This window comes from Corynebacterium afermentans subsp. afermentans, assembly GCF_030408355.1.
Taxonomy (GTDB): Bacteria; Actinomycetota; Actinomycetes; order Mycobacteriales; family Mycobacteriaceae; genus Corynebacterium; species Corynebacterium afermentans.
Window position 1 is genome coordinate 930,790 of sequence record NZ_CP046606.1, and the last position, 20,839, is coordinate 951,628.

The following is a 20,839-nucleotide window of genomic DNA, read 5'->3' on the forward strand; positions in this document are numbered from 1 at the left end:
GCAAAGGCCCCTAGAACTCGGCGTGGTCGATGACCTCGCGCAGGGCCTTGGCGGAGTAGCGGAACTTCTCCAGCTCGTCGGAGTCGAGGCGCAGTTCGACAACGTTGCGTACGCCGCTGCGGTTGAGGACGGTGGGGGTGCCGATGTAGAGGTCCTCGAGCCCGTACTCGCCTTCGAGTAGCGCGGAGACGGGCAGGACCACGTCCTCGTTGCGCAGGACCGCGCGCGTGATGCGGGCGAGCGCGTTGCCGATGCCGAAGGCGGTGTTGCCCTTGCGCTTGATGATGTCGTAGGCGGCGTCGCGGGTGCGGATGAACATCTCGTCCATCTGGGTGTAGATGTCCGGGTTGGTCTCCGCCTCGGTCTCCAGCATGGCGCGCAGCGGCACACCGCCGACGGAGCCGGAGGAGAACACGGGCAGTTCGGTGTCGCCGTGCTCGCCGATGATGTGGGTGTGCACGGCGGATGGGGCGATGTCGAAGTGCAGGCCGAGGTTGTGGCGCCAGCGGGCAGTGTCCAGCACGGTGCCGGAGCCGATGACCTGGTTGGACGGCAGGCCGGTCTGCTTCCAGGTGATGTAGGACAGCACATCCACGGGGTTGGTGGCCACGACGTAGATGCCGTTGAAGCCGTTGGCCATGACCTCGGAGTTGATGGACTGGAAAATCTTGGCGTTGCGGGCGATCAGGTCGATGCGGGTCTCGCCGTCGCGCTGCGCCACGCCCGCGCAGTTGACCACCATGGCGGCGTCGCGGCAGTCCTCGTAGGTGCCCACCGTGACGTCCATGTGGTGGCCCGAGAACGGGATGGCGTGGTTGAGGTCCTCAACCTGGGCCCAGACGAGGTCCTCGTTGAGGTCGATGATGGCCAGGTGGTCCGCCAGGCCCTGGTTGACAATTGCGTATGCGTAGGCGGTGCCGACAGCGCCGGCGCCGATAAGGACGATCTTGTTGCCATGAGTCACGGTCATACGACCAAGTGTGGCAGAGCCGCCGGGATCGCGCGCGGTGGGGGTTGGGCGCAAAAACACAGCCGCCGCAGCGAGCGGGCTGCGGCGGCTGTGCGGGGGAGGGGAGGTTGCGCGGGATTATGCCTTCGCGTACTCCTCCTGGGACTGTGCAACCACCTGTGGGCGTCCAGTGGCGAAGTACAGCACCGTCATGATCACCGTGAACGCCACGCCGATGCCGAGCGCGAGGCGGAAGTCCGGCAACCAGGCCATGATGCCGAAAGTGAACAGAATGAACGCGATGGCGAAGTACTGCCCGTACGGCCAAAACGGCACGGCGAACTTCAGGGCGCGCTGCTCCTCGACGGTCATCTGCTTGCGCATGGCCACCTGCGCGAACAGGATCATCAGCCAGACAAACACGGTGGCGAAGGTGGCCAGTGCCGCGATGGTCTCGAAGACGTTGGGGTAACGCGCATTGAGGAACACACCGATGACCAGCACGGCGAGCAGGGAGACAATCGTCATCACAGGCACACCGCGGTAGGTCTTTGCCATGCGGCGCGGCGCCAAGTTCTCCTTGGCCAGGCCGGTGAGCACCCGGCCAGTGCCGAACAGGTCGGCGTTGATGGCGGACAGCGCCGCGGTGATGACCACGAAGTTCAGCAGGCCGGCAGCCCAGTTCACACCGAGGGTGTTGAAGATCTGCACGAACGGCGACTCCTCGCCGGTGATTGTGCGCCACGGGTTGAGCACCAGGATGATCGAGATTGCCAGCACGTAGAAGAGCAGGATGCGCGCCGGGACGGTGTTCACGGCCTTCGGGATGGAGCGCTCCGGGTCATCTGCCTCCGCACCTGCCACACCGATGATCTCGGTGCCGCCGAACGCGAACAGCACGAGGATGAAGGAGGCGACCATGCCCGAGACACCGTTGGGGAAGAAGCCGCCATCGTTCCACAGGTTGCTAATCTGAGACACCTCCGGCTGCTGGCCCAGGTTGAACACAAGAATCGCCGCACCGCCGACAATCATGGCCACCACGGCCGTGACCTTGACGATGGTGAAGACGAACTCCAGCTCACCAAACCAGCGCACGGTGGCCAGGTTGGCCGCGCCGATGATCAGCAGCGTCACGGCGATCCACACCCACGCAGCTGTGTCCGGGAACCACAGTTTCATGTAAATGCCAATGGCGGTTAAGTCCGCGAGGCAGACGATCATCATCTCGAAGGCGAACATCCAGCCGGTGATGTAGCCACCCCAGCCACCCAGGTACTTGCGACAGTAAACCGCGAAGGAACCGGTGATCGGGTTGCGCACGCTCATCTCGCCGAGAGCGCGGAGCATGAAGTACACCACCGCGCCGCCGAGCAGGTACACCAGCAACACGGACGGGCCCGCCGCCTGGATGGCGCCGGCGGAGCCGTAGAACAGGCCGGTGCCGATGGCGGAGCCGAGCGCGATGAAGTGGATGTGGCGTGCGTTCAGGCCGGGGCGTTTCGGTTTGGGCTTCGAGGCGGATTCTGATTGGGCAGTCATAACAGACATAACTGTGCTCTTTCGGGAAGCAATGCGCGAATCGGGGCGCGGGGAATGGGATTCAGGTGTGCCCGATGCTGGGCGGCGTCTTCCCGGTTTGGCCGTCGATAGGAGAGTGCAGCCGTGTGCCTCGCGGACGGGTCCGGGGGCGCGGCGCGAACGACATAAGCCTTTGAGTGTTGCCCGTGCTAACAAGAAACCCCTGCGCTTTGAGCAGCAGAGGCTGTTAGCGCAGGGGGCTGGAGTCGGCCGACACCGCGCTACAGATGATGATGCAGGCGGGTCGGCTGGGTATTCAGCATCGCAGAACGCTCGGCCGGTGCGGCCGAGGTTGCTAATGCGGTGCTGTTGATCATGCGGACGAATCTAACACGTTGTTTCATCGTTTGGGACGAAATGGCGATAAAGATTCGCTTTTTGGGGGTTAGGCGAAGATCCCGAACGTCAAGGATCCAAGAACCAGCAGGACCGAGAACGCCCAACACACCGGAAACGCGAGGCGGATGTATTTGCCCATTTCTCCTCGGGCAAGGCCAAGTGCCAGCCAGAGAGCTGGGGAGAATGGGCTGACAAACGTGCCGATGACGTTTCCGACGATCATCGCGGATGCTGCGCCCATGCCAGTGACACCGAAAGCCTCAGCGGTCTGTTGCACGATCGGCAGTACAGAGAAGTAGTAGGCATCGGTGGACGTCGCCAGGTCCAGCGGCACACCTAAAAGGCCGACGATGATGTGGATGTACGGGCCGACAGCCTCCGGCAGAACAGCGATGAGCGACAGCGCGATCTGCTCCAGCATGCCCGTGCCGTCAAGGATGCCTAGGAACATCGCAGCGGCGAGGATGACACCGGCCATGGACAACGCAGTGGGAGCATGACGGCGCAACACATCGCTCTGGTCCTCAAGCTCGGCAAAGTTGATGACAAGGAGTAGTGCAGTGCCCACAAGAAACGCCGGAGCCGGGGATGCAAGGCCTGATACGAGAACGCCGATAAGAGCGACGGTGATGAGCGCGTTCGCCCACGTCACCCATGAATTCTTTCGTTGGGTGAAATCCAACTTGGCGCGTTCCTCCTGCTGACGTCGAGCGAAGTCTTCGGCGACTGCATCGACGTCAACTGTCCCCTCAGTCTGGCCCGAAGTGGAAGCCCGGCGTCCCTCAACCAGGCCGAAGATCGCGGCGACTATGAAAACGAGCACGATGGCGACGCCCTGCACCGGGAGCAGGTGAGCCCAAATCTCGTTCGGCGAGGGACCGACGACAGAGCTGGCGCGGCCGACAGGTCCACCCCACGGCAGCATGTTCATCACGGAGGCGGAAAGCGCCACGATGGTCAGCAGTACGTACCGCGACATGCGCATTGCCTCATACAACGGGAGCAATGCAGGGATGGTGAGCAGAAAGGTCGTGGAGCCAGAACCGTCCAGGTGGGCGACAATCGCGATGGCCGCCGTGCCCAGCGTTACTAATAGCGGCGTGCCGCGCGTTGCCTTGATCAGTGCCTTGATCACAGGTTCAAACAGCCCCACGTCGGAGAGAATGCCGAAGTAGATGATGGCGAAGATAAACATCACCACAACGTTCATCACTCGATCCAGGCCGTCCGTATAGAAGTCCGAGATCTCGGCGACGCCGGCGCCAGTGAATACAGCACCAACAATGGGGATGAGCGTCATTGCGACGATCGGGTGGGTCTTGCCTTTAAGCAAAAGCCCGACCGTGACCGCGATGATGGCCAGGCCGAGCAGTGTCAACGCGAAGGGAGAAGCCATGAAAGAACTCTAAATCACATGCTTCTCACTGCTGTGGTTTGGGTCATGTCAATGGCTTCAGCGTCAATCCTTTCGCAACGAATGTGGAGCACGTGTCGGGCGCCTTGGGGGTGGGGGTACTTAACTCGGCATCGGGCCCTGACCAGGGTTGGCACCGCGGGGCGGCAGGTCAACCACAACGGCACCGCCCGAGCACTGGCGGTAGCAGTTCGGGTACGAGTCCGCTCCGAATTCCTGGTGGGGCATGGGGAAAACGAGATGTCGCAGCGCCGGCCGTCGGGGGAGTTCCGGGCCACGGGAGAGTGCTCGTCGCCAAGCGTTGCGCGGTCTTGCTGGAAGTACTGCGAGATGGCCGTAAGCGCAGCGTCGCAGTCGGTGTTGTTGGCCAGCGCCACTGGGACGGACACGCCGCCGTCGGCAAGCGGCTTGAACCCACATAGGAACCCTTCCGGCGCCGCGTCGTAGTCGTACCGGTCCGGGGTACGCCCGCCGATAATGGTGTTGGGGCGCTGTTCGCCGTAGCGCTGGAAGCTGACTATCGGACTGAAGTTGAACACGGCTCCGGCGACGATCGCTGCGGCGTGCGCTCCGCGCTCGATCACCGCGACATCGTGGTCCGGCCGGCCGACAGTGAAACCGCCGGCGGGGACTTTCTGCCCCGGTAGAAGCTCCGCGTAATTGTCGCCGAACCGCAGCATTCGTGTCGCGTTGGCCTTAAATCCGACAATCGGGTCGTACTCCAGGGTGAAGTGTTCACCATCGGAGTAGGCGGCGTCGATGCCGAATGGGAACGGTGCGTCAGCGGCTGCGGGGATTGCGCACCCGTTGCTTCCCGTGCCGGGTAGCGCGATCGCGAGTGTCTTCCCCTGGAGGAACGTCTCTGCGGGGACTGCTTGTAAGGAATCGATGTCGATGTCGATGTCGATGTCGTGGGCCTTGCGTGCTGCGGAGTTGGGGTCCATCGACGGGGCTCCTTCGAGGGGTGGGGCAGGGGTGACGTGGATAGGCAATGTGACGTGCATTACACATCATGGATTGATGTAAAACAGATCGCAGAGTGGAAACGGTAAATCACTGCAACGGCGCACAATGGCGTACGCTGAGCCAACGATGAGCATTTCCGAAAACGCCACCGGCGGCGAGAATGGGCCGGACATGAATGAGTCGGAAAATCAGAACAACCCGCAGGATGTCGCGGCCGAAATCGTTGAGGCCGTAGTAGAGGACACCAGGGATGCGGGGGTTTCTGAGGAGACCGGCGCCACGGATGCCGTGGCCATTGAAAACGAAGACAATGTGCTGAAGCTTAACGACGAGCCTTCGGCCGAACCCGCCACAGAGTCGGCTGAGAACGCTGAGGCCGCTGAGGCCGCGGAGGCAGAAAAACCGGCCGAACCCGCCGCCGAGCCCAAAAAGCCCGAGAATGGCTTCAAAACCCTCGGCCTGCCCGAGAAGGTCATCGAGGCAGTCAAGCGCGTCGGCTTTGAGCAGCCGTCGCCGATCCAGGCGCAGACCATCCCGTTGCTTATGAAAGGCCGCGACGTGGTCGGCCTCGCGCAGACGGGCACGGGCAAGACCGCGGCGTTCGCGCTGCCGGTGCTGTCCCAGATCGATCCGGACAAGCGCTACCCGCAGGCGCTCGTGCTCGCGCCGACGCGTGAGCTGGCGCTGCAGGTGTCCGACTCCTTCCAGTCGTTCGCAGACCACATCGGCGGCGTGAGCATCCTGCCGATCTACGGCGGCCAGGCGTACGGCATCCAGCTGTCCGGGCTGCGCCGCGGTGCCCAGGTCATCGTGGGCACCCCGGGACGAGTGATCGACCACTTGGAGAAGGGCTCCCTGGACATTTCCAACCTGAGTTTCCTGGTGTTGGACGAGGCCGACGAGATGCTCAACATGGGCTTCCAGGAAGACGTTGAGCGCATCCTGGAAGACACCCCGGACTCCAAGCAGGTGGCGCTGTTCTCGGCGACGATGCCGAACGCGATCCGCCGCATCTCCCGCGACTACTTGAACGACCCGGAAGAGGTCACCGTCAAGTCGGAGACGCGCACCAACACCAACATCACGCAGCGCTACCTGTTCACGGCGCACCGCAACAAGCTCGACGCGATCACCCGCATCCTCGAGGTGACCGAGTTCGAGGCGATGATCGTGTTCGTGCGCACCAAGAATGAGACCGAGGAACTGGCTGAAAAGCTGCGCGCCCGCGGGTTCTCCGCCGCCGCCATCAACGGCGACATCGCCCAGCAGCAGCGCGAGCGCACCGTGGACCAGCTTCGCGACGGCCGCCTGGACATCCTCGTGGCCACCGACGTCGCCGCCCGCGGCCTGGACGTCGAGCGCATCTCGCACGTGCTCAACTACGACATCCCGAACGACACGGAGTCCTACGTCCACCGCATCGGCCGCACGGGTCGTGCGGGCCGTTCCGGCGAGGCCATCCTGTTTGTCACCCCGCGAGAGCGCCGGATGCTGCGCTCCATCGAGCGCGTGACCAACGCGACCATCGAAGAGATGGACCTGCCCACCGTCGACGAGGTCAACGAGTCGCGCAAGGCCAAGTTCATGGACTCCATCACCGAGTCGCTCGAGGCCACCGACCTGCAGATCTTCAAGACCATGGTGCGCGAGTACTCCGCCGCGAACAACGTGCCTATGGACGACATCGCCGCCGCCCTGGCCACCCAGGCCCTGGCCGGCGACGAGTTCCTGATGAAGGAGCCGCCGCGCGACAAACGCGACAAACGCGACCGTCGCGACCGCGACCGTTTCGACCGCGACGACCGGCGCGGACGCGGACGCGACCGCTTTGACCGCGATGATCGCGGGGACCGGGGCCGTGGCCGCCGCTTCGACGACAGCGGCAACTTCGACACCTACCGCCTGGACGTGGGCAAGCGCCAGCACGTCCGCCCGGGCGCGATCGTCGGCGCCCTGGCCAATGAGGGCGGCCTGAACTCCAAGGACTTCGGCCGCATCACCATCGGCGGCGACTTCACCCTGGTGGAACTGCCGAAGAACCTGGACCAGGCCGTGCTGGACCGCCTGGTAGACACCCGCATCTCCGGCCAGCTGATCAACATCCAACGCGACCACGGCGCACCACCGCGTGATCGCGGCGGGCGTGGCCGTGGACGCGGCGGCCGAGGAGGCTACCGCGGCGGACGCGACGACCGTGGTGGCCGTGGCGGTTACCGCGGCGGACGCGGCCGGGGCCGCGACGACAGAGGCGGCCGCTGGGATTAACCCCCAGGGGGCGCCGCTAGGCGGGAGTGCTAGGTTATTGCGCATGTCCTCCCAGCGCACGCACCGTATCTCCCGAGCACTTCTGACAGCGGCCGTCGCGCTGGGGATGCAGGCCGCACCCGCCGACGCCCAGCAGCGTGTGGAACAAGGCTCGCCCGTGCGCGTCGACGGCACCGGCACCTGCACCATCGGCTTCAACGACCCCGCCCGCCACCGCAGCCTCGTCGCCGCGCATTGCGGAGCCGAAGGCGCCCGAGTCACAGCCGGCGGAGCCACCGGCACACTGTTTCGCTCCAAGGCATACGACGGCCACCTGAGCAACGACTGGGCCGCCATCCAATGGGACCCGGGCGTTATCGTCGGCGGCAACCGGTTTACCGGCGACGCGTGGGTCCACCCAGGTGACGTGCGCCTCGGCGAGACCGTCTGCTACTTCTCCCGCACCCGCGGTGCACAGACCTGCGGGCGCTTCTCCGGCTCCGCCGACGGCACGTTCTTCGCCGCAGCGCCACTGAGCCATCCCGGTGACTCTGGCGGGCCAATGTGGGTTTCCGGCCGCGGCTTCATTGGCGTGGTCTCTAGCATGTGGACCTCCAACCCGCTGCCGTTTCTGCGCGGCGGGGATTACGTCATCGGCATCGTGCCCCACGACGGGCCCGCCGTCCCCGAAGCCCGCCTCGTCGGCGTGTGGGGGCAAAACGCGCTGTTTACCGGTCTGACTGGGCCGGTGGCGGAGGTGCTGCGCAAGGCGGTGGACGGCATCTTCCGCGTCCTTGCCGGGCTGGGCCTCGGCGGCACCCCCGCGCTGCGGTACACGTAGGGCGCAGCTGGGGCCGGCGCCAGCAAAGACCTAGATCCAGCTAGTAAGGCCCAGCTATTCGCCGAAAAATCGGGAATAGCTGGGCCTTGGTAGCTGGATCCAGCCGAAAGAGCGCCGGAGCGCCCCTTACACCGGGGTAGGCAGGAACATCAGGATCAGGGTGAGCATCCACAGCAGGTTGAAGATGCCGGCGCCGGCGGTTGCCTTCGCCTTGGACTTTTCAAAGTTGTTGGTCACATCGGACGGGTCGGCGTCGGCGGCCGGCAGTGCGCCGATGGTGCCCATCATCTTGCGCTGCTGCGGGATGACCATGGCCAGCAGGATGGCCCAGGCGATCACGGAGAGCACGATGGCGGTGTGGAACCAGTAGTTGGACTTGTATGCCTCCCAGTCGAAGGCGAGCACGGCGCCGCCGAGCAGCGGGACGAGCAGGGAGAGCATGCCGTAGGTCTTGGTGATGCGGTAGAGCACCGACGCGCGGCCGGTGGCCTCTTCGCCACCGGCGCGGGATTCCACGGCCTGGCGCGGGAACATGGAGGTCGACACAACAACGGGGCCGAGCAGCAGGATGGCTGCGGCAACGTGCAGGAAGATGAGGAATGTAGTCATGTGGGAACACCTTACGGCATGGTTGGAAAATCCTCACAGCTCCCCGCGCGAGAGCAGCCCGGCGACGCCGGAGCATGCGCGCCGCACCGCCCGCAGGTCAGCTCGGGGTAGAGGCAGGGCATAGTGCTTTGCGACGTCCACCATCCGGCGCCCATACGCACAGCGCGAGCGTCTATCCGTGGGCATCCATTCGGACGGGAGTTTGTCGCCTTTGGCCTGGTTGGCCTTAGAAGACACGGCGACGAGGTTGCGCGGGTCGTTGTAGTAACGCTCCCGTGTAGCACTGTCCCAGCGGTGGGCGCCTAGGTCCCACGCGGCGGAGACAGGCAGGATGTGGTCGACTTCCACGTCGTGTGGCAGAAGAAAATCCCCGGTGTAGGGGTCTACAACTCGGGGATCATCCCACTGCGGCCAGGGCTGGGCGCAATCGGCATCAAAGGCGGCGGCCATCACCGCGGCGCGGGTGTCGCAGCCGCGGGTGCCGGCGGCCCAGCCAGGGCCGAACTCGGCTCTGTCGTAGCCGAGGATGGTGGTGCGGTGGGGCACCGTTGGGACGTCGATAGGCAATTGCCCCGTGGGAAACGGCACCACCAGAACAGTGAGAGCAGACAGGATAAGAAGGTATTGGCGCATACCTTCTTAGACGGCAGTGGAGCCCTCCCGGTTCCGCAAGGCTGCGGAGAAGTCCTCGTCCGGGTGGGCGAGGGCGTAGTCGGTGGCCGCTGCGGCGGACTCGAACTCTTCTGCCACACCCTCCTTCGGGCGGGTGGCCAGGGAGACGATGACCATGGCCAGGGTGGCCAGGATGACGCCCGGGACGATCTCGTAGATGATGCCGGACAGCGAGTCCACGGAACCCCAGACAAACGAGGTCACGGCGCCGACGATCATGCCGGCGATCGCGCCCTGCGAGGTGAGGCGCTTCCAGTACAGCGACGCCACCACCACGGGGCCGAACGCGGAGCCGAAGCCGGCCCACGCGAAGCCGACGAGGCCGAGGATGGTGTCGGACGGGTTCAGCGCCAGCAGCATGCCAATCAGGGCCACGCCGATGACCATGGCGCGGGAGAGCACGAGCAGGGTGGTGTTGTTCGGGTTCTTCTTGAAGATGCGGTAGATGTCCTCGATGAGCGCCGACGAGGTGACCAGCAGCTGGGAGGACATGGTGGACATGATCGCGGCGAGCACGGCGGTGAGCACGATGCCGGCGATCAGCGGGTGGAACATGATGCGCGCCAGATCCAGGAAGACGGTCTCGTAACCCGACTGGTCGGTCACGGACGCGGACTTCTGGGCGAAGTAGACCGTTGCCACTAGCGCGGTGAAGATGCCGCCGAGGTAGCAGATGGCCACCCAGATGGTGCCGGTGCGGCGGGCTGCCTTCGCCTCAGACGGGGAGCGCAGCGCCATAAAGCGGGTGATGATGTGGGGCTGGCCGAAATAGCCCAGGCCCCAGGCGATGTTGCCGATGATGGTGCCCGCGGACACGCCGGCGACGATGTTGAAGTAGTCCGGGTTGCCGTCTTCCCAAGGGCCGTAGGGGTTGGAGGTGGCCCAGGAGAAGATGTCGGACGGGTTGTCCAAGGACATCAGCGCCATGATGGGGATGACGATCAGGGCGAGGAACATCAGGCCGCCCTGCACCACGTCGGTGTAGCTCACGGCGAGGAAGCCGCCGATGAAGGTGTAGAGCACCGTGATGGAGCCGACGATGAGCACGCCGTGAATGTATTCGCCGCCGAAGGTGGATTCGTAGTAGCGGCCGCCGGAGACCATGCCGGAGGAGACGTAGAAGGTGAAGAAGAAGATGATGATCAAGGCGGCGGTGAAGCGCAGCACTCGCGAAGTGTCGTGCGTGCGGTTTTCGAAGAAGCTGGGCAGCGTGATCGAGTTCTTGGCCACTTCGGTGTAGCCGCGCAGCCTCGGCGCGATCCACTTCCAGTTGGCCCAGGTGCCGAGGAACAAGCCGATGATGATCCACAGCTCACTCATGCCGGCGACGAACAGTGCACCGGGCAGGCCCATGAGCAGCCAGCCGGACATGTCCGATGCGCCTGCGGAGATGCCGGCGACGAGTGGGCCGAGGCCGCGGTCGCCGAGGACGTAGTCGTCGTATTTTGTTGTTTTGCGCCACGAGTAGAACCCGATGGCGACCATCACCCCGAAATACAGGACGATGGCAAGCACTAGCCAGAAACTATCGGACATGTGCACTCCCTTGCATCTATGTAGGTATCGGTCACAGTTCCGCAACACTGTAACGCATCCTCTCGCGTTTCTGACTTAATCTGAAAAATTTCCTAAATCGGCGCTGAAGAAATGCGTTCGAATGCTCGGCGCGGGCGATGTCGGTGTCGGTGGTATAAGGGTGGGTATGCCTGAATACCTTCTCCATGGCCTGTGGCTCCCCGAGTCCGGGCTTTCGGTGTGGGTTGAGCGCGTACAGGGCCACCGGATTGTGACCATGGAAGACGTGCCGCCCGGCACGTTTCCGCCGATCGTGCATTCGCTTTTGGACGGCCAAAGGTTCCACCACTTCCATACCCTCATCCTTCAAACCCCGAAGGGCCGCCACGTCCGGTTGAAAGCGCCCTTGGCTCAGTTTGCACCCGAGGACGCGGTGCGCTTTTTGGACAGCCTTGCGCACCTGGACGAGGAGTCGCCGGCGGCCACACCTGCCCAGCGCGAGGCGGTGGCGCCGGACATGTACTGGCTCCTGCGCATGTATCGGGGCCTGACACAGTTCGTGCGCGCGGGGCGTGTGAGCATCAACGTGCCGTACCACGACGGGCTGTGGTACGCGCAGTGGCAGCTGGGCACCGGTTTAGAGGAGCGCAGCTGGCTGGCGGAGATGATCGCCGCCTCGCCGGGCGTGCTCACGGTGAACAATGCGAACTTGAGCGAGGATTGCGCGCAGACGTTCACGCACTGGATCGCGTCGGCGCGCCTGCAGGGCGCGGCGGCGAAGGCGCCGACCAGGCCGTACCCGTGGCACGATTTTGTGAAGTCGCTGCTCTACAGCATGCCGTTGCGCCGCGGCGGGGCGGTGCTGGCCCGGCAGATAGGGGATTGGAACGGCACGATCACGGCGGTGAACCTGCAGCTGGTGTTCATCGTGGAGTCGCCGAGCGAGGCGGAGGAGTCGGGCCCGGACACGCTGTGGCCGGTGCGCGTGCAGGTGCGCTCGAGCTCGGATTCGCCGCGGCCGGTGCGGCTGGGGGATTACGACTCAACAACGGCGGACGTCCTGCGCGGTCAGCTCGACCACGCAATCGAGTTGACCTCGCTTGTGGACCCAGCGAAGCACGGCCGGTTCCGTTCCGCGGTGGACCACGGATTCGACCCGAACGCGGGCGACTGGGACCTGTATTTAAACGGCGACGAAATTGTGAAGTTCGTCCGCGAGAGCGCCTCGTACCTTCGGGCCCACGGCTTTGTGGTGCTCCTGCCTCGCGCGTGGACGACTGCGGAGACGGCCTCGAAGCTGAAGGTCAGCGAACACCAGGACCCGCACGATTCCTCCACCGTGACCATGATGGGCTTCGACACCCTGGTCAAGTACGACTGGCGGCTGTCCGTCGGCGGCGTGGAGCTTTCGGACGAAGAGATGGCGCAGCTGGTCAAATCCAAGTCCGGCCTGATTAAGCTCCGCGGCGAGTGGGTCCTGGCGGATAGTCGAGAGGTGGCCAAGACCGCGAAGTACCTGGAGAAGCTGCACGATACCTCCCTGGAAACCGCCATGCGTGAGGCGGAGGCTGCCATGAAGCGCGCCCGAATCGCCCAGGCCGCCGGTTCCGATGACGCCGAGGAGCTGCAGCGCATCGCCGATGAGGCGCAGGCGGAGTACGAGCGGCTCAAGGCCGCCGAGGGCGAGGGCGTGGTCTCCGCCGCGGAGCTGCGCCAGCTCGCGCTGGAGGCGGGCGCGGACAACCCGATCGAGTTCACCGGCTCGCGCTGGTTTACCTCGCTGGTCGGCGGCACGGACCGCCCGGCGCCGGAGCGGGTGGACATCCCCGACACCGTCAACGCCGAGCTGCGCGAGTACCAGCGCCGAGGCGTGGACTGGCTGTACTTTATGTCCCGCAACAACCTGGGGGCGGTACTTGCGGACGACATGGGGCTGGGCAAGACCCTGCAAATGCTCACCCTGCTCGCGGTGGAACAGGCGGAGGGCACTCGGCGCGGCCCGTCGCTGATCGTCGCCCCGACGTCGGTGGTGAACAACTGGGCGCGCGAGGCTGCCCGCTTCGTGCCGGGCATGCGCGTGCGCGTCCACCACGGCGCGGGCAGGCTCAAGGGCGACGATCTGTTTGAGGCAGCCGACAACTCCGACATTGTCATCACCTCCTACGGCACCGCCGCGCGCGACGCCAAGGATCTGGCGGCGGTGCAGTGGGATCACGTGGTGTTGGATGAGGCGCAGGCGATCAAGAACGCGGGCACGCAGTCGTCGAAAAGTGTGCGCGCAATTCCCGCACGCCACCGCATCGCCTTAACCGGCACGCCGATTGAAAATAGGCTCTCTGAGCTGCGCAGCATCCTGGATTTTGTCAACCCCGGCATGCTGGGCTCGCAGAGTTTCTTCCGCAACCACTTCGCCAAAACCATCGAGTCGCGCAGGGACCCGGAACTCGCGGACGAGATGGGGGAGCGGCTGCAGCGTCTCACCGCCCCGTTTATCTTGCGCCGTCTGAAAACGGACACGGCGATCATTTCGGACCTGCCGGACAAGGCCGAGCACGTCATCGCCGTGGACATGACCCCGGAGCAGGCCGCGCTGTACAAGGCGCTGGTGGATAGCACGCAGGCAGAGCTTCAAGAGCGCAAGGGCATGGCGCGCAAGGGGCTCGTGCTGGCCACGATCACCCGCATCAAGCAGGTGTGCAACCACCCGGCGCACTTTCTTGGCGACGGCTCCGCGGTCACCGACAAAGGCCACCACCGCTCCGGCAAGGTGGAAAAACTCATGCAGCTTTTAGAGGAAGCCGCCGCGTCCGAGCAGCGTGTGCTGATTTTCACGCAGTACAAGGCGTTCGGCGACATCTTGCAGCCCTATCTTTCGGAGCGCCTGGGCGAGGACGTGCCGTTCCTCCACGGCGGCGTGGGTAAATCCGCGCGCGACGCGATGGTGGAGCGCTTCCAGCAGCCGGACGGGCCCCGCGCGATGATCCTCAGCTTGAAAGCTGGCGGCACCGGTTTGAATCTGACCGCGGCATCCATGGTCATCCACCTGGATCGCTGGTGGAACCCGGCCGTGGAAAACCAGGCCACGGACCGCGCGTTCCGCATCGGGCAGGAGAAGAACGTCACAGTGTACAAGATCATCACCCGCGGCACGATGGAGGAGTCCATCCAGGACATTCTGGATGGCAAGACCGAGCTCGCGGGCGCCGTTGTGGGGCAGGGCGAGGGTTGGATCACCGAGCTGGGCACCGAGGAGCTTGCCCAATTGATCAGCTACAGGGGGCAAAATGACTGAGAAGAAGCGTCCGCGGGAAGACAACGTCATCTACGCCAACTTCGGCGCCCGCAAACGAGTCTCCAGCGCGGCCGAGACCGGGCGCGCGGACATCACCGCGTTCCGTCCACAGTCGCTCTCGCCTGCGGCAATGCTCATCTTCAACGCCGCGGTGCGCCAGACCGACGTGGGCCGGGCGAAGCGCGGCGCGGAGTATGCCGCCCGGGGCCACGTGGTGGAGCTGCACCCGGTGCCCTACGGCGTGCGCGCGGAGGTGGTGGGTAGCCAGAACGACCCGTTTCGCGTGGCCATGTACTTGCCGCAGCGCCAAACCGACGAGATCCGCCGCGCCACCGGCGCGATCGTGCGCGCGCCGGGCTCTATCGCCGCGGCGAAAGCCGGCACGTTGGACGAGGAAGTGCTTGAGATCCTGCTGTGCAAAACGCCGCAGGAAGTCACCTTTTACTGCGACTGCCCGGATAGCGCGGCCGTGTGCAAGCACGCCGTCGCCGTGGCGCAGCGCACCGCGGAGCTCATAAACAAAGACCCGAGCGTCATCTTCACCATGCGCGGGCTGCGTCTGGAGGAGCTGGAGAACCGCAAGCGCAATCAGGCGGAGGACTTGGCCCGGGAAAACGCCGAGCCCGGTTCCGAGTACTTCTGGTCCGGCCGTCAGCTGCCTGAGCTGCCGCGTCCGAAGGTGGCGCCGATGATCGAGGATTCGGACGTCGACCTGCTCCACCGCGCGATGCAGACTGTGTCGTTTACCAACATCGACCAGTTGCGCGCGGTGGCGGACATTGAAGATCTCTACGACGAGCTCACCCGTTAGATCATGTGTGCGAATGTTTGTGTTGGGGCGTCGGACGCAGTGGTAGGTGTATAAGGCATGACGCACACCACCTTCATCCACACCTCCGACCTGCAGTTAGGCATGCGCCGAAAATTCTTGTCGCCCGAGGCGCAGTCGCGTTTCGACGACGCACGGCTCCGCGCCGTCACCCGCCTGGGGGAAATAGCAACGGAGCACGACGCCGAGTTCATCGTGGTCGCCGGCGACGTCTTCGAGCACAACTCGCTCGAGCCCACCACACTCGGCCGCGCACTCGAGGCGCTGCGCAAACTGCCCGTGCCGGTCTACCTTTTGCCCGGCAACCACGACCCCCTGGTGGCGGACAGCATCTTCCAGCGCACAGAGGGCATCGATGGTGTCACGGTGCTCGTCGATTCTGAGCCGGTGGTTGTGCGCGATGGCGTCGAGGTGGTGGGTGCCCCGCTGCTGACCAAGCATGCCTCGGAGGACCTGTGCGCCAAGGCCGTGCGCGGCCTGGCACCGACGCAGGCGGTCCGCATCCTCGTCGGCCACGGCGCCGTGGAGGGCTTCGGAGAGGAAGATGAGCATTCGCTTATCGACGTTGCTTCGCTCGACAACGCCATCGACCAGGGCACTATCGATTACGTCGCCCTGGGGGACACTCACTCCACCGCGGCGCTGACCGCCTCGGAGCGGATCTGGTACTCCGGCGCGCCGGAAACCACGGATTACTTCGACCGCACCCCTGGCGTAGCCGGCGGCGAGGTGGATTCCGGCAATGCGCTGGTGGTCACCGTGAACAAGGACGCCGGGCGCGCTGACGTCTCGGTGGAAAAGGTCGCCGTGGGCACGTGGACGTTCGAGGCCCGCTTCTGGGAGGTGGCCAGCAGTGAGGATGTGGCCGAGGTGATCGAGGAGCTGAAGGCATACCCGGAGAAGGACCGCACCGTGATCAAGTACGCGTTATCCGGCACTCTCGGCTTGGAGGACACGCGCACCCTCGAGCGCGAACTTGCCGAGTTAGAGCCGGTCTTCGCGGCGTTGTACCCGCGCGAGCGGCTGATGAGCCTGCACCTCGAGCCCAACGACGAAGAGATGGAAAACCTGCCATTGACCGGTTTCGCCGAAGGCGCCATGCGTGAGCTGATCGGCCAAGCGGCCGGGGACAACGCCACCGCCCGCGACGCTGTGAACCTACTTTTCCGCCTGTCCAAGGAGGTGGGCTAGACCATGCGCATCCACGACCTAGTCATAGACAACTTCCGCGCCGTCGAGCACCTGGAGTTGCGCGACCTGCCGGATACCGGCGTGATTGTCATCCACGGCCCAAACGAGGCCGGCAAGTCCACCATCCTGGACGCCATCGGAACCGTGCTGCAGGAGCGCCATTCCGCCGGCGGCAAGAAGATCAGAATCTTCGCCCCAGTCGGCCGCGACGCCTCACCCGAGGTCACCATGACCGCGACGGTGGGGCAGACGACCTTTACAATCCACAAGCGCTGGTTGAAGGGCAAGCTCTCAGAGCTGGAGATCCTCTCGCCGGTGCACAAGAACTTCACCGGGCGCCAGGCGGACGACGAGCTCGCGCGCATCATCGCCGAGCAGATGGACACCAGCCTGGCCAAGACTTTGTTCCTCCGCCAGGGAGAGCTGGATCCAGGCATCGCCGCGGCCGGCATCCCGTCTATCTCGCAGGCGCTCGACACAGAAGACGGCTCGGAGTGCTCGGGCGAGGAAGACACCGAGCTCATGGCCGCCATCGAGGCGGAGTACGCCCGCTACTGGACGGCCGCGACCCCGCCGAAGCCCAAAGCCTCCTTCACTGCGAAAGCTGACGCGGTGGACGCCGCCCGCGAAACCCTGCGCGCCGCCGAGGCCGAGGTGCAGCAGCTCGCCACATTTGTCGACGAGGTGGCCCGCCGCGAGGACGAAATCCGCGCGGTGGACACGGAGCTGCCGCAGGCCCACGACGAGCTCGCCGAGCGTGAGGCCGAGTTCGCCCAGGCCAGTCAGCTTGCTTTACAGACCAAGACCGCGGCTGAGCAGTTCGAGCGCGCCACCGTCGCTAGGAAGCGCGCCGAGCAAGACCTCGCCGAGCGCACCGCGCTCATCAAGCGCGTCGCCGCGCTGCGCGAGGAGGAGAAGGAATTGCAGTCCGCGCTCGCCCCGGCCCAGGAGGCGCGCGACGCCGAGCGCGAGAAGGTCACGGAGCTAACCCAGCAGGTCGAGGATACGAAAACCAGCCTCGCCGCCGCCCGCGCCACTCTGCGCGGCGCCGAAAACGTCCGCGATCACGTGCGCGCTTGTCGACGCCTCACGGTCGTCACCGACCAACTCTCCCTCATTAGAGAAGCCGAGCATGCATACGCAACCTTGCTCAAGAACGCCCCCGCCCTGCAGGTCACGGATGCGGACGTGCGCAAGCTGGAAAAAGCCGAGAGCGAACTGACTCTGCAGCGCCGCCTGCGCGAGGCTGCCTCCGCGAAACTGGAGATCACCGCCGAGGGCAAAACTATCCAGGTCGACGGCGAGAGCGTGGACGTGGACGGCACCGAGTCCGTCGCCGTCTACGAGGGCACGCGCCTCACCCTCGACGACTTCGACGTTGTCTTCCGAGCTGCGCAAGGCGCAGAAGACCCCCGCCGTGCTGTGGAGAAGGCCGAGGACGGCCTTGCCAGCTTGCTGTCCAAGCTCGGCTGCGCAGATGTCGACGAGGCTCGGGCCGCCCGCGACGCGTGTAAGGCGCACGACGCGGAGGTGAAGTCTGCACGCCAGCGCCGCGACGACGCGCTCGCCGGCACCGACGCCGACGAGCTCGCTGCGGAGCGCGACCGCCTGTCCACCCAGATCGAGGAGCTCACCGAGGCGGTCGACACCGCCGAGCTGCCCGACTCCGAGCAGGCCACAGAGCTGGCGGTGAAGGACGCCCAAAAGGCGCTGGACAAGGCAGAAAAAGAAGTCGACGCCGCCGACGCCGCGCTCAAGCCTTACGCGGACCGCACCGCCGCCAGCGAGCTGACCATCGTGCAAACCAAGCTCGAGGCGAAGCAGGCCGAGGCCAGCCACGCCGCCGACGAGCTGGAGCGGGCGGAGACCGCCGCACCGAAAACCGAGCTCGATGACGCGCTTGAATCCGCCCGCGAGCAGGAAAGCGAGGCCAAGGAGGCGCACGACGTGCTCTCCGCTGAACTCGCGGCCGCCGACCCGGAGATCGCCCAGCAGATGCTCGAGGGTGCGAAGGCGCGCCTGCAGAACCTGGAAAAACGACAGGCGGAGGCCAACAACCGCATCACTGAGCTGACCGGCCGCATCGAGATCGCCGCCGGCGCCGCAGAGAAGGCCGACCGCGCGGCCGCGGAGCTCGACGCCGCAGAGACCGAACTGGCCCGCACCACGCGCCGCGCCGACGCCGTGCGCCTGCTACGCGAGACGATGCACACCCACCGCGACGCCGCCCGCGCCCGCTACACCGCGCCGTTCAATGACGCGATCCGCAACCGCGCCCGCGTGCTGTTCGGCCCGACCGTTGACTTCAACTTCGGCGAGGACCTCACCGTCACCGAGCGCACCGTCGACGGGGTGAGCGTGCCGCTTGACCAACTCTCCGGCGGCACGAAGGAGCAGCTGGCCATCCTCACCCGGTTCGCCATCGCGGACCTGGTCACCGCCTCCGGCGAGACAACCCCGGTGCCCGTGGTGGTCGACGACGCCCTCGGCGCCACCGACCCGGAGCGTCTCGCCCGCATGAACTCGCTGTTTTCCCAGGTGGGCAAGACCTCGCAGGTGCTAGTACTGACCTGTTTCCCGCAGCGCTTCGACCGTGTCGCCGCGACGCGCACGTACTCCATGGACGAGCTGAAGACCGCGCCCATCGGCTAGGATCTGCCCGTATGAATGCACAACCGCGGTGGCTCGACGACGAAGAACAGCAACTGTGGCGGCTGATGCTCGCGGGGTTTACCAAGATCTCGCGCACGATTGACGATCGCCTCCAAGCAGGCGGGGACATCTCCTCGCCGGAGTTTTCCGTGCTCGTCGCGTTGTCGGAGGCGCAAGACCGCACACTGCGCCTGCGCGAGCTGTGCGAAGAACTCGGCTGGGACCGCTCGCGCGCCTCCCACCAGGTCACGCGCATGGAAAAGCGCGGCCTGCTCACCAAAAAGAAGTGCCCCGGCGACGCCCGCGGCGTGCTGGTTATCCTGACCGACCAAGGCATGTCCCACCTCGAGGAGGCGGTGCCGGACCACGTGGAGACCGTGCGGCGCCTCATCTTCGACCACTTGGACGCGGACCGCGCCGACAGAATCAGCGAGTTCTTCACCGACGTGCTCGCTGCCGAGGATCTGCCAACCAACCAGCTCTAACAGCCACTTTCGTGGGTAAATGTCCTTGCGGGTTTGCGCTGGCAGGGGTTTGATGGGGGACACCAAGCCCATGGATGAAAGGATCTCACCATGTCTAGCCCCTACAATCCGCAGAACTTCAACCCGGGCAACTCCCCGAAGCGCCTCGAGCGTTCCATGACCGACAAGTACATCGCCGGCGTCTGCGGCGGCATCGCCCAGTACCTTGGCGTCGACGCCACCGCGGTGCGCGTGGTCTTTATCCTGCTCGTCCTCATGGGCGTGTTCCCGGGCCTGCTCGCCTACGGCGTGGCCTGGCTAATCATGCCGGCCGAGTTCTAAGGCCGGCTCCCGTCAAGGAACGTAAACCGCACAGCGTCGTCGCGCAGACGCTCCAGCGCGCGTCGCACCCCCGGCCCGGTGCCGGAGGTGGGGTGGTTCATGTGCGCCAGCACGATCGCCCCGTCGGGGGCATGCATGATTGCCGACGCCACATGGTCCGCCGCGGCAGTTGCCCCAACGTCAGCGTTGACGCTGAAGCCCGCGATTGTCACCCCGCGCTCGCGAGCGATGTCGACGGCGACGTCGTCGTAGTGGGCCGTGCCTGAGCGGAACCACCTCGACTCCACCCTGTACTCCGCCAGCAGCGTGCGGTTGCCGTCGATTTCCGCGATGGCCTCCGCGGGTGTCGCGGTGCCCGCGATGTCGTAGGCGGCCTGGCCATTGACGCTTAGCGGCAGGTGCCGAGTGCCGTGGTTTTCCAGGCGGAACAGGGGATCGGCCGCAAGCTTCCGCGTCGCCTCCGGGTTCGCCTCGATCCAGGTGGCGCTCAAAAACAACGTCGCGGGCACGGCGAACTCGCGCAGCGCGTCTATCAGCCCCTGGTCCACGGCTGACCCACTTGGCCCGCCGCAGGCGTCGAAAGTCAGCGCAATCGTGCGCCTGCCCGGGGTGACCGGCACCGTCTCCACGATGCCGCGCATCGACGTCCCGAACGCCTCCGGCACCCGACCCGCGTAGCGCTCCGGGCCGGGATACGCCGTCACCGTCTCGCGGACGGTGGTGGTGGCCGTCTCCGTCTCCGTGACTGTCGTGCCACGCGGGCCGGCGCACCCCACTAACGCAGAAAAGCCCGCCACTGACGTGACGGACATGAACGTTCTTCTGCTCAGCACAGGCTGAGAGTGTAGTTGCAGGGGGAGCGGAGTGCTCGTCGAGAAGCTACTGCTTGATTGCGACGTGTCAACAGTGCTACTCCCGGCACCTACTATGTCGAACATA

At 65.3% G+C, this 20,839-nt stretch carries 16 protein-coding genes; 8 read left to right on the forward strand and 8 right to left on the reverse strand.

The features are described from left to right. Positions 1-10: 10 nt before the first annotated feature. The 4 genes from CAFEA_RS04445 to CAFEA_RS04460 all read right to left on the reverse strand — a co-directional run bounded on the left by CAFEA_RS04445 (position 11) and on the right by CAFEA_RS04460 (position 5,227). Positions 11-970 (reverse strand): L-lactate dehydrogenase, encoded by a 960-nt coding sequence (locus CAFEA_RS04445; protein WP_063937425.1) that lies wholly within the window; start codon positions 968-970, stop codon positions 11-13. Positions 971-1,087: 117 nt separating this feature from the next. Further along, positions 1,088-2,500, reverse strand: a complete 1,413-nt coding sequence (locus CAFEA_RS04450) for an amino acid permease (protein ID WP_034999761.1) — start codon at positions 2,498-2,500, stop codon at positions 1,088-1,090. Between the two features lie 415 nt (positions 2,501-2,915). Then, complete coding sequence (locus tag CAFEA_RS04455; RefSeq protein WP_063937424.1) at positions 2,916-4,265, reverse strand: CitMHS family transporter; 1,350 nt, start codon at positions 4,263-4,265, stop codon at positions 2,916-2,918. A gap of 14 nt (positions 4,266-4,279) precedes the next feature. Then, a complete protein-coding gene (locus tag CAFEA_RS04460) occupies positions 4,280-5,227 on the reverse strand; it encodes a hypothetical protein (RefSeq protein WP_063937423.1) in 948 nt (315 codons plus the stop codon). Between the two features lie 148 nt (positions 5,228-5,375). Here CAFEA_RS04460 and CAFEA_RS04465 point away from each other — a divergent pair, with 148 nt between their 5' ends. Together CAFEA_RS04465 and CAFEA_RS04470 are read left to right on the forward strand one after the other, a co-directional pair. Then, positions 5,376-7,514 (forward strand): DEAD/DEAH box helicase, encoded by a 2,139-nt coding sequence (locus CAFEA_RS04465; RefSeq protein WP_063937525.1) that lies wholly within the window; start codon positions 5,376-5,378, stop codon positions 7,512-7,514. Between the two features lie 43 nt (positions 7,515-7,557). After that, positions 7,558-8,334, forward strand: a complete 777-nt coding sequence (locus tag CAFEA_RS04470; protein WP_063937422.1) for a chymotrypsin family serine protease — start codon at positions 7,558-7,560, stop codon at positions 8,332-8,334. A 126-nt stretch (positions 8,335-8,460) separates the two neighbouring features. Here the strand turns inward: CAFEA_RS04470 and CAFEA_RS04475 are convergent, their stop codons facing one another. Genes CAFEA_RS04475 through putP form a run of 3 tightly spaced genes read right to left on the reverse strand, consistent with a single transcriptional unit; the run spans position 8,461 to position 11,151 of the window. Next, the gene (locus tag CAFEA_RS04475) at positions 8,461-8,943 is read right to left on the reverse strand and encodes a hypothetical protein (protein ID WP_034999767.1); all 483 of its coding nucleotides are present in this window, start codon (positions 8,941-8,943) and stop codon (positions 8,461-8,463) included. A gap of 33 nt (positions 8,944-8,976) precedes the next feature. Further along, positions 8,977-9,576, reverse strand: a complete 600-nt coding sequence (locus CAFEA_RS04480; protein WP_063937421.1) for an HNH endonuclease family protein — start codon at positions 9,574-9,576, stop codon at positions 8,977-8,979. A 6-nt stretch (positions 9,577-9,582) separates the two neighbouring features. Continuing rightward, positions 9,583-11,151, reverse strand: coding sequence for a sodium/proline symporter PutP (putP, locus tag CAFEA_RS04485; RefSeq protein ID WP_063937420.1), 1,569 nt, complete (start codon positions 11,149-11,151; stop codon positions 9,583-9,585). 166 nt (positions 11,152-11,317) lie between these two features. On the opposite strand from putP, the gene CAFEA_RS04490 reads away from it, so the two are divergent. The 6 genes from CAFEA_RS04490 (at position 11,318) to CAFEA_RS04515 (ending at position 19,900) form a co-directional block, all read left to right on the forward strand. After that, positions 11,318-14,422: a DEAD/DEAH box helicase gene (locus tag CAFEA_RS04490; protein ID WP_063937419.1), complete on the forward strand. Its 3,105-nt coding sequence runs from the start codon at positions 11,318-11,320 to the stop codon at positions 14,420-14,422. Next, positions 14,415-15,233, forward strand: coding sequence for an SWIM zinc finger family protein (locus CAFEA_RS04495; RefSeq protein WP_063937418.1), 819 nt, complete (start codon positions 14,415-14,417; stop codon positions 15,231-15,233). Before CAFEA_RS04490 ends, CAFEA_RS04495 begins: the two co-directional genes overlap by 8 nt. 57 nt (positions 15,234-15,290) lie before the next feature. After that, on the forward strand, positions 15,291-16,442 hold the full coding sequence (locus CAFEA_RS04500; RefSeq protein WP_063937417.1) for a metallophosphoesterase family protein: 1,152 nt from the start codon (positions 15,291-15,293) through the stop codon (positions 16,440-16,442). A 3-nt stretch (positions 16,443-16,445) separates the two neighbouring features. Next, positions 16,446-19,094: an AAA family ATPase gene (locus CAFEA_RS04505; protein ID WP_063937416.1), complete on the forward strand. Its 2,649-nt coding sequence runs from the start codon at positions 16,446-16,448 to the stop codon at positions 19,092-19,094. Positions 19,095-19,105: 11 nt separating this feature from the next. Beyond that, the gene (locus CAFEA_RS04510; protein WP_063937415.1) at positions 19,106-19,579 is read left to right on the forward strand and encodes a MarR family winged helix-turn-helix transcriptional regulator; all 474 of its coding nucleotides are present in this window, start codon (positions 19,106-19,108) and stop codon (positions 19,577-19,579) included. A gap of 90 nt (positions 19,580-19,669) precedes the next feature. Next, positions 19,670-19,900, forward strand: a complete 231-nt coding sequence (locus CAFEA_RS04515) for a PspC domain-containing protein (RefSeq protein ID WP_063937414.1) — start codon at positions 19,670-19,672, stop codon at positions 19,898-19,900. Here CAFEA_RS04515 and CAFEA_RS04520 read toward each other — a convergent pair. Beyond that, positions 19,897-20,733: a polysaccharide deacetylase family protein gene (locus CAFEA_RS04520; protein WP_253704945.1), complete on the reverse strand. Its 837-nt coding sequence runs from the start codon at positions 20,731-20,733 to the stop codon at positions 19,897-19,899. The genes CAFEA_RS04515 and CAFEA_RS04520 overlap by 4 nt on opposite strands. Positions 20,734-20,839 lie beyond the last annotated feature (106 nt).

Excerpts from the sequence above, each read along its gene's own strand:
- CAFEA_RS04445 (WP_063937425.1), bottom strand. The coding sequence starts at position 970 with ATGACCGTGACTCATGGCAACAAGATCGTCCTTATCGGCGCCGGCGCT.
- CAFEA_RS04450 (WP_034999761.1), bottom strand. The coding sequence starts at position 2,500 with ATGTCTGTTATGACTGCCCAATCAGAATCCGCCTCGAAGCCCAAACCG.
- CAFEA_RS04455 (WP_063937424.1), bottom strand. The coding sequence starts at position 4,265 with ATGGCTTCTCCCTTCGCGTTGACACTGCTCGGCCTGGCCATCATCGCG.
- CAFEA_RS04460 (WP_063937423.1), bottom strand. The coding sequence starts at position 5,227 with ATGGACCCCAACTCCGCAGCACGCAAGGCCCACGACATCGACATCGAC.
- CAFEA_RS04465 (WP_063937525.1), top strand. The coding sequence starts at position 5,376 with ATGAGCATTTCCGAAAACGCCACCGGCGGCGAGAATGGGCCGGACATG.
- CAFEA_RS04470 (WP_063937422.1), top strand. The coding sequence starts at position 7,558 with ATGTCCTCCCAGCGCACGCACCGTATCTCCCGAGCACTTCTGACAGCG.
- CAFEA_RS04475 (WP_034999767.1), bottom strand. The coding sequence starts at position 8,943 with ATGACTACATTCCTCATCTTCCTGCACGTTGCCGCAGCCATCCTGCTG.
- CAFEA_RS04480 (WP_063937421.1), bottom strand. The coding sequence starts at position 9,576 with ATGCGCCAATACCTTCTTATCCTGTCTGCTCTCACTGTTCTGGTGGTG.
- putP (WP_063937420.1), bottom strand. The coding sequence starts at position 11,151 with ATGTCCGATAGTTTCTGGCTAGTGCTTGCCATCGTCCTGTATTTCGGG.
- CAFEA_RS04490 (WP_063937419.1), top strand. The coding sequence starts at position 11,318 with ATGCCTGAATACCTTCTCCATGGCCTGTGGCTCCCCGAGTCCGGGCTT.
- CAFEA_RS04495 (WP_063937418.1), top strand. The coding sequence starts at position 14,415 with ATGACTGAGAAGAAGCGTCCGCGGGAAGACAACGTCATCTACGCCAAC.
- CAFEA_RS04500 (WP_063937417.1), top strand. The coding sequence starts at position 15,291 with ATGACGCACACCACCTTCATCCACACCTCCGACCTGCAGTTAGGCATG.
- CAFEA_RS04505 (WP_063937416.1), top strand. The coding sequence starts at position 16,446 with ATGCGCATCCACGACCTAGTCATAGACAACTTCCGCGCCGTCGAGCAC.
- CAFEA_RS04510 (WP_063937415.1), top strand. The coding sequence starts at position 19,106 with ATGAATGCACAACCGCGGTGGCTCGACGACGAAGAACAGCAACTGTGG.
- CAFEA_RS04515 (WP_063937414.1), top strand. The coding sequence starts at position 19,670 with ATGTCTAGCCCCTACAATCCGCAGAACTTCAACCCGGGCAACTCCCCG.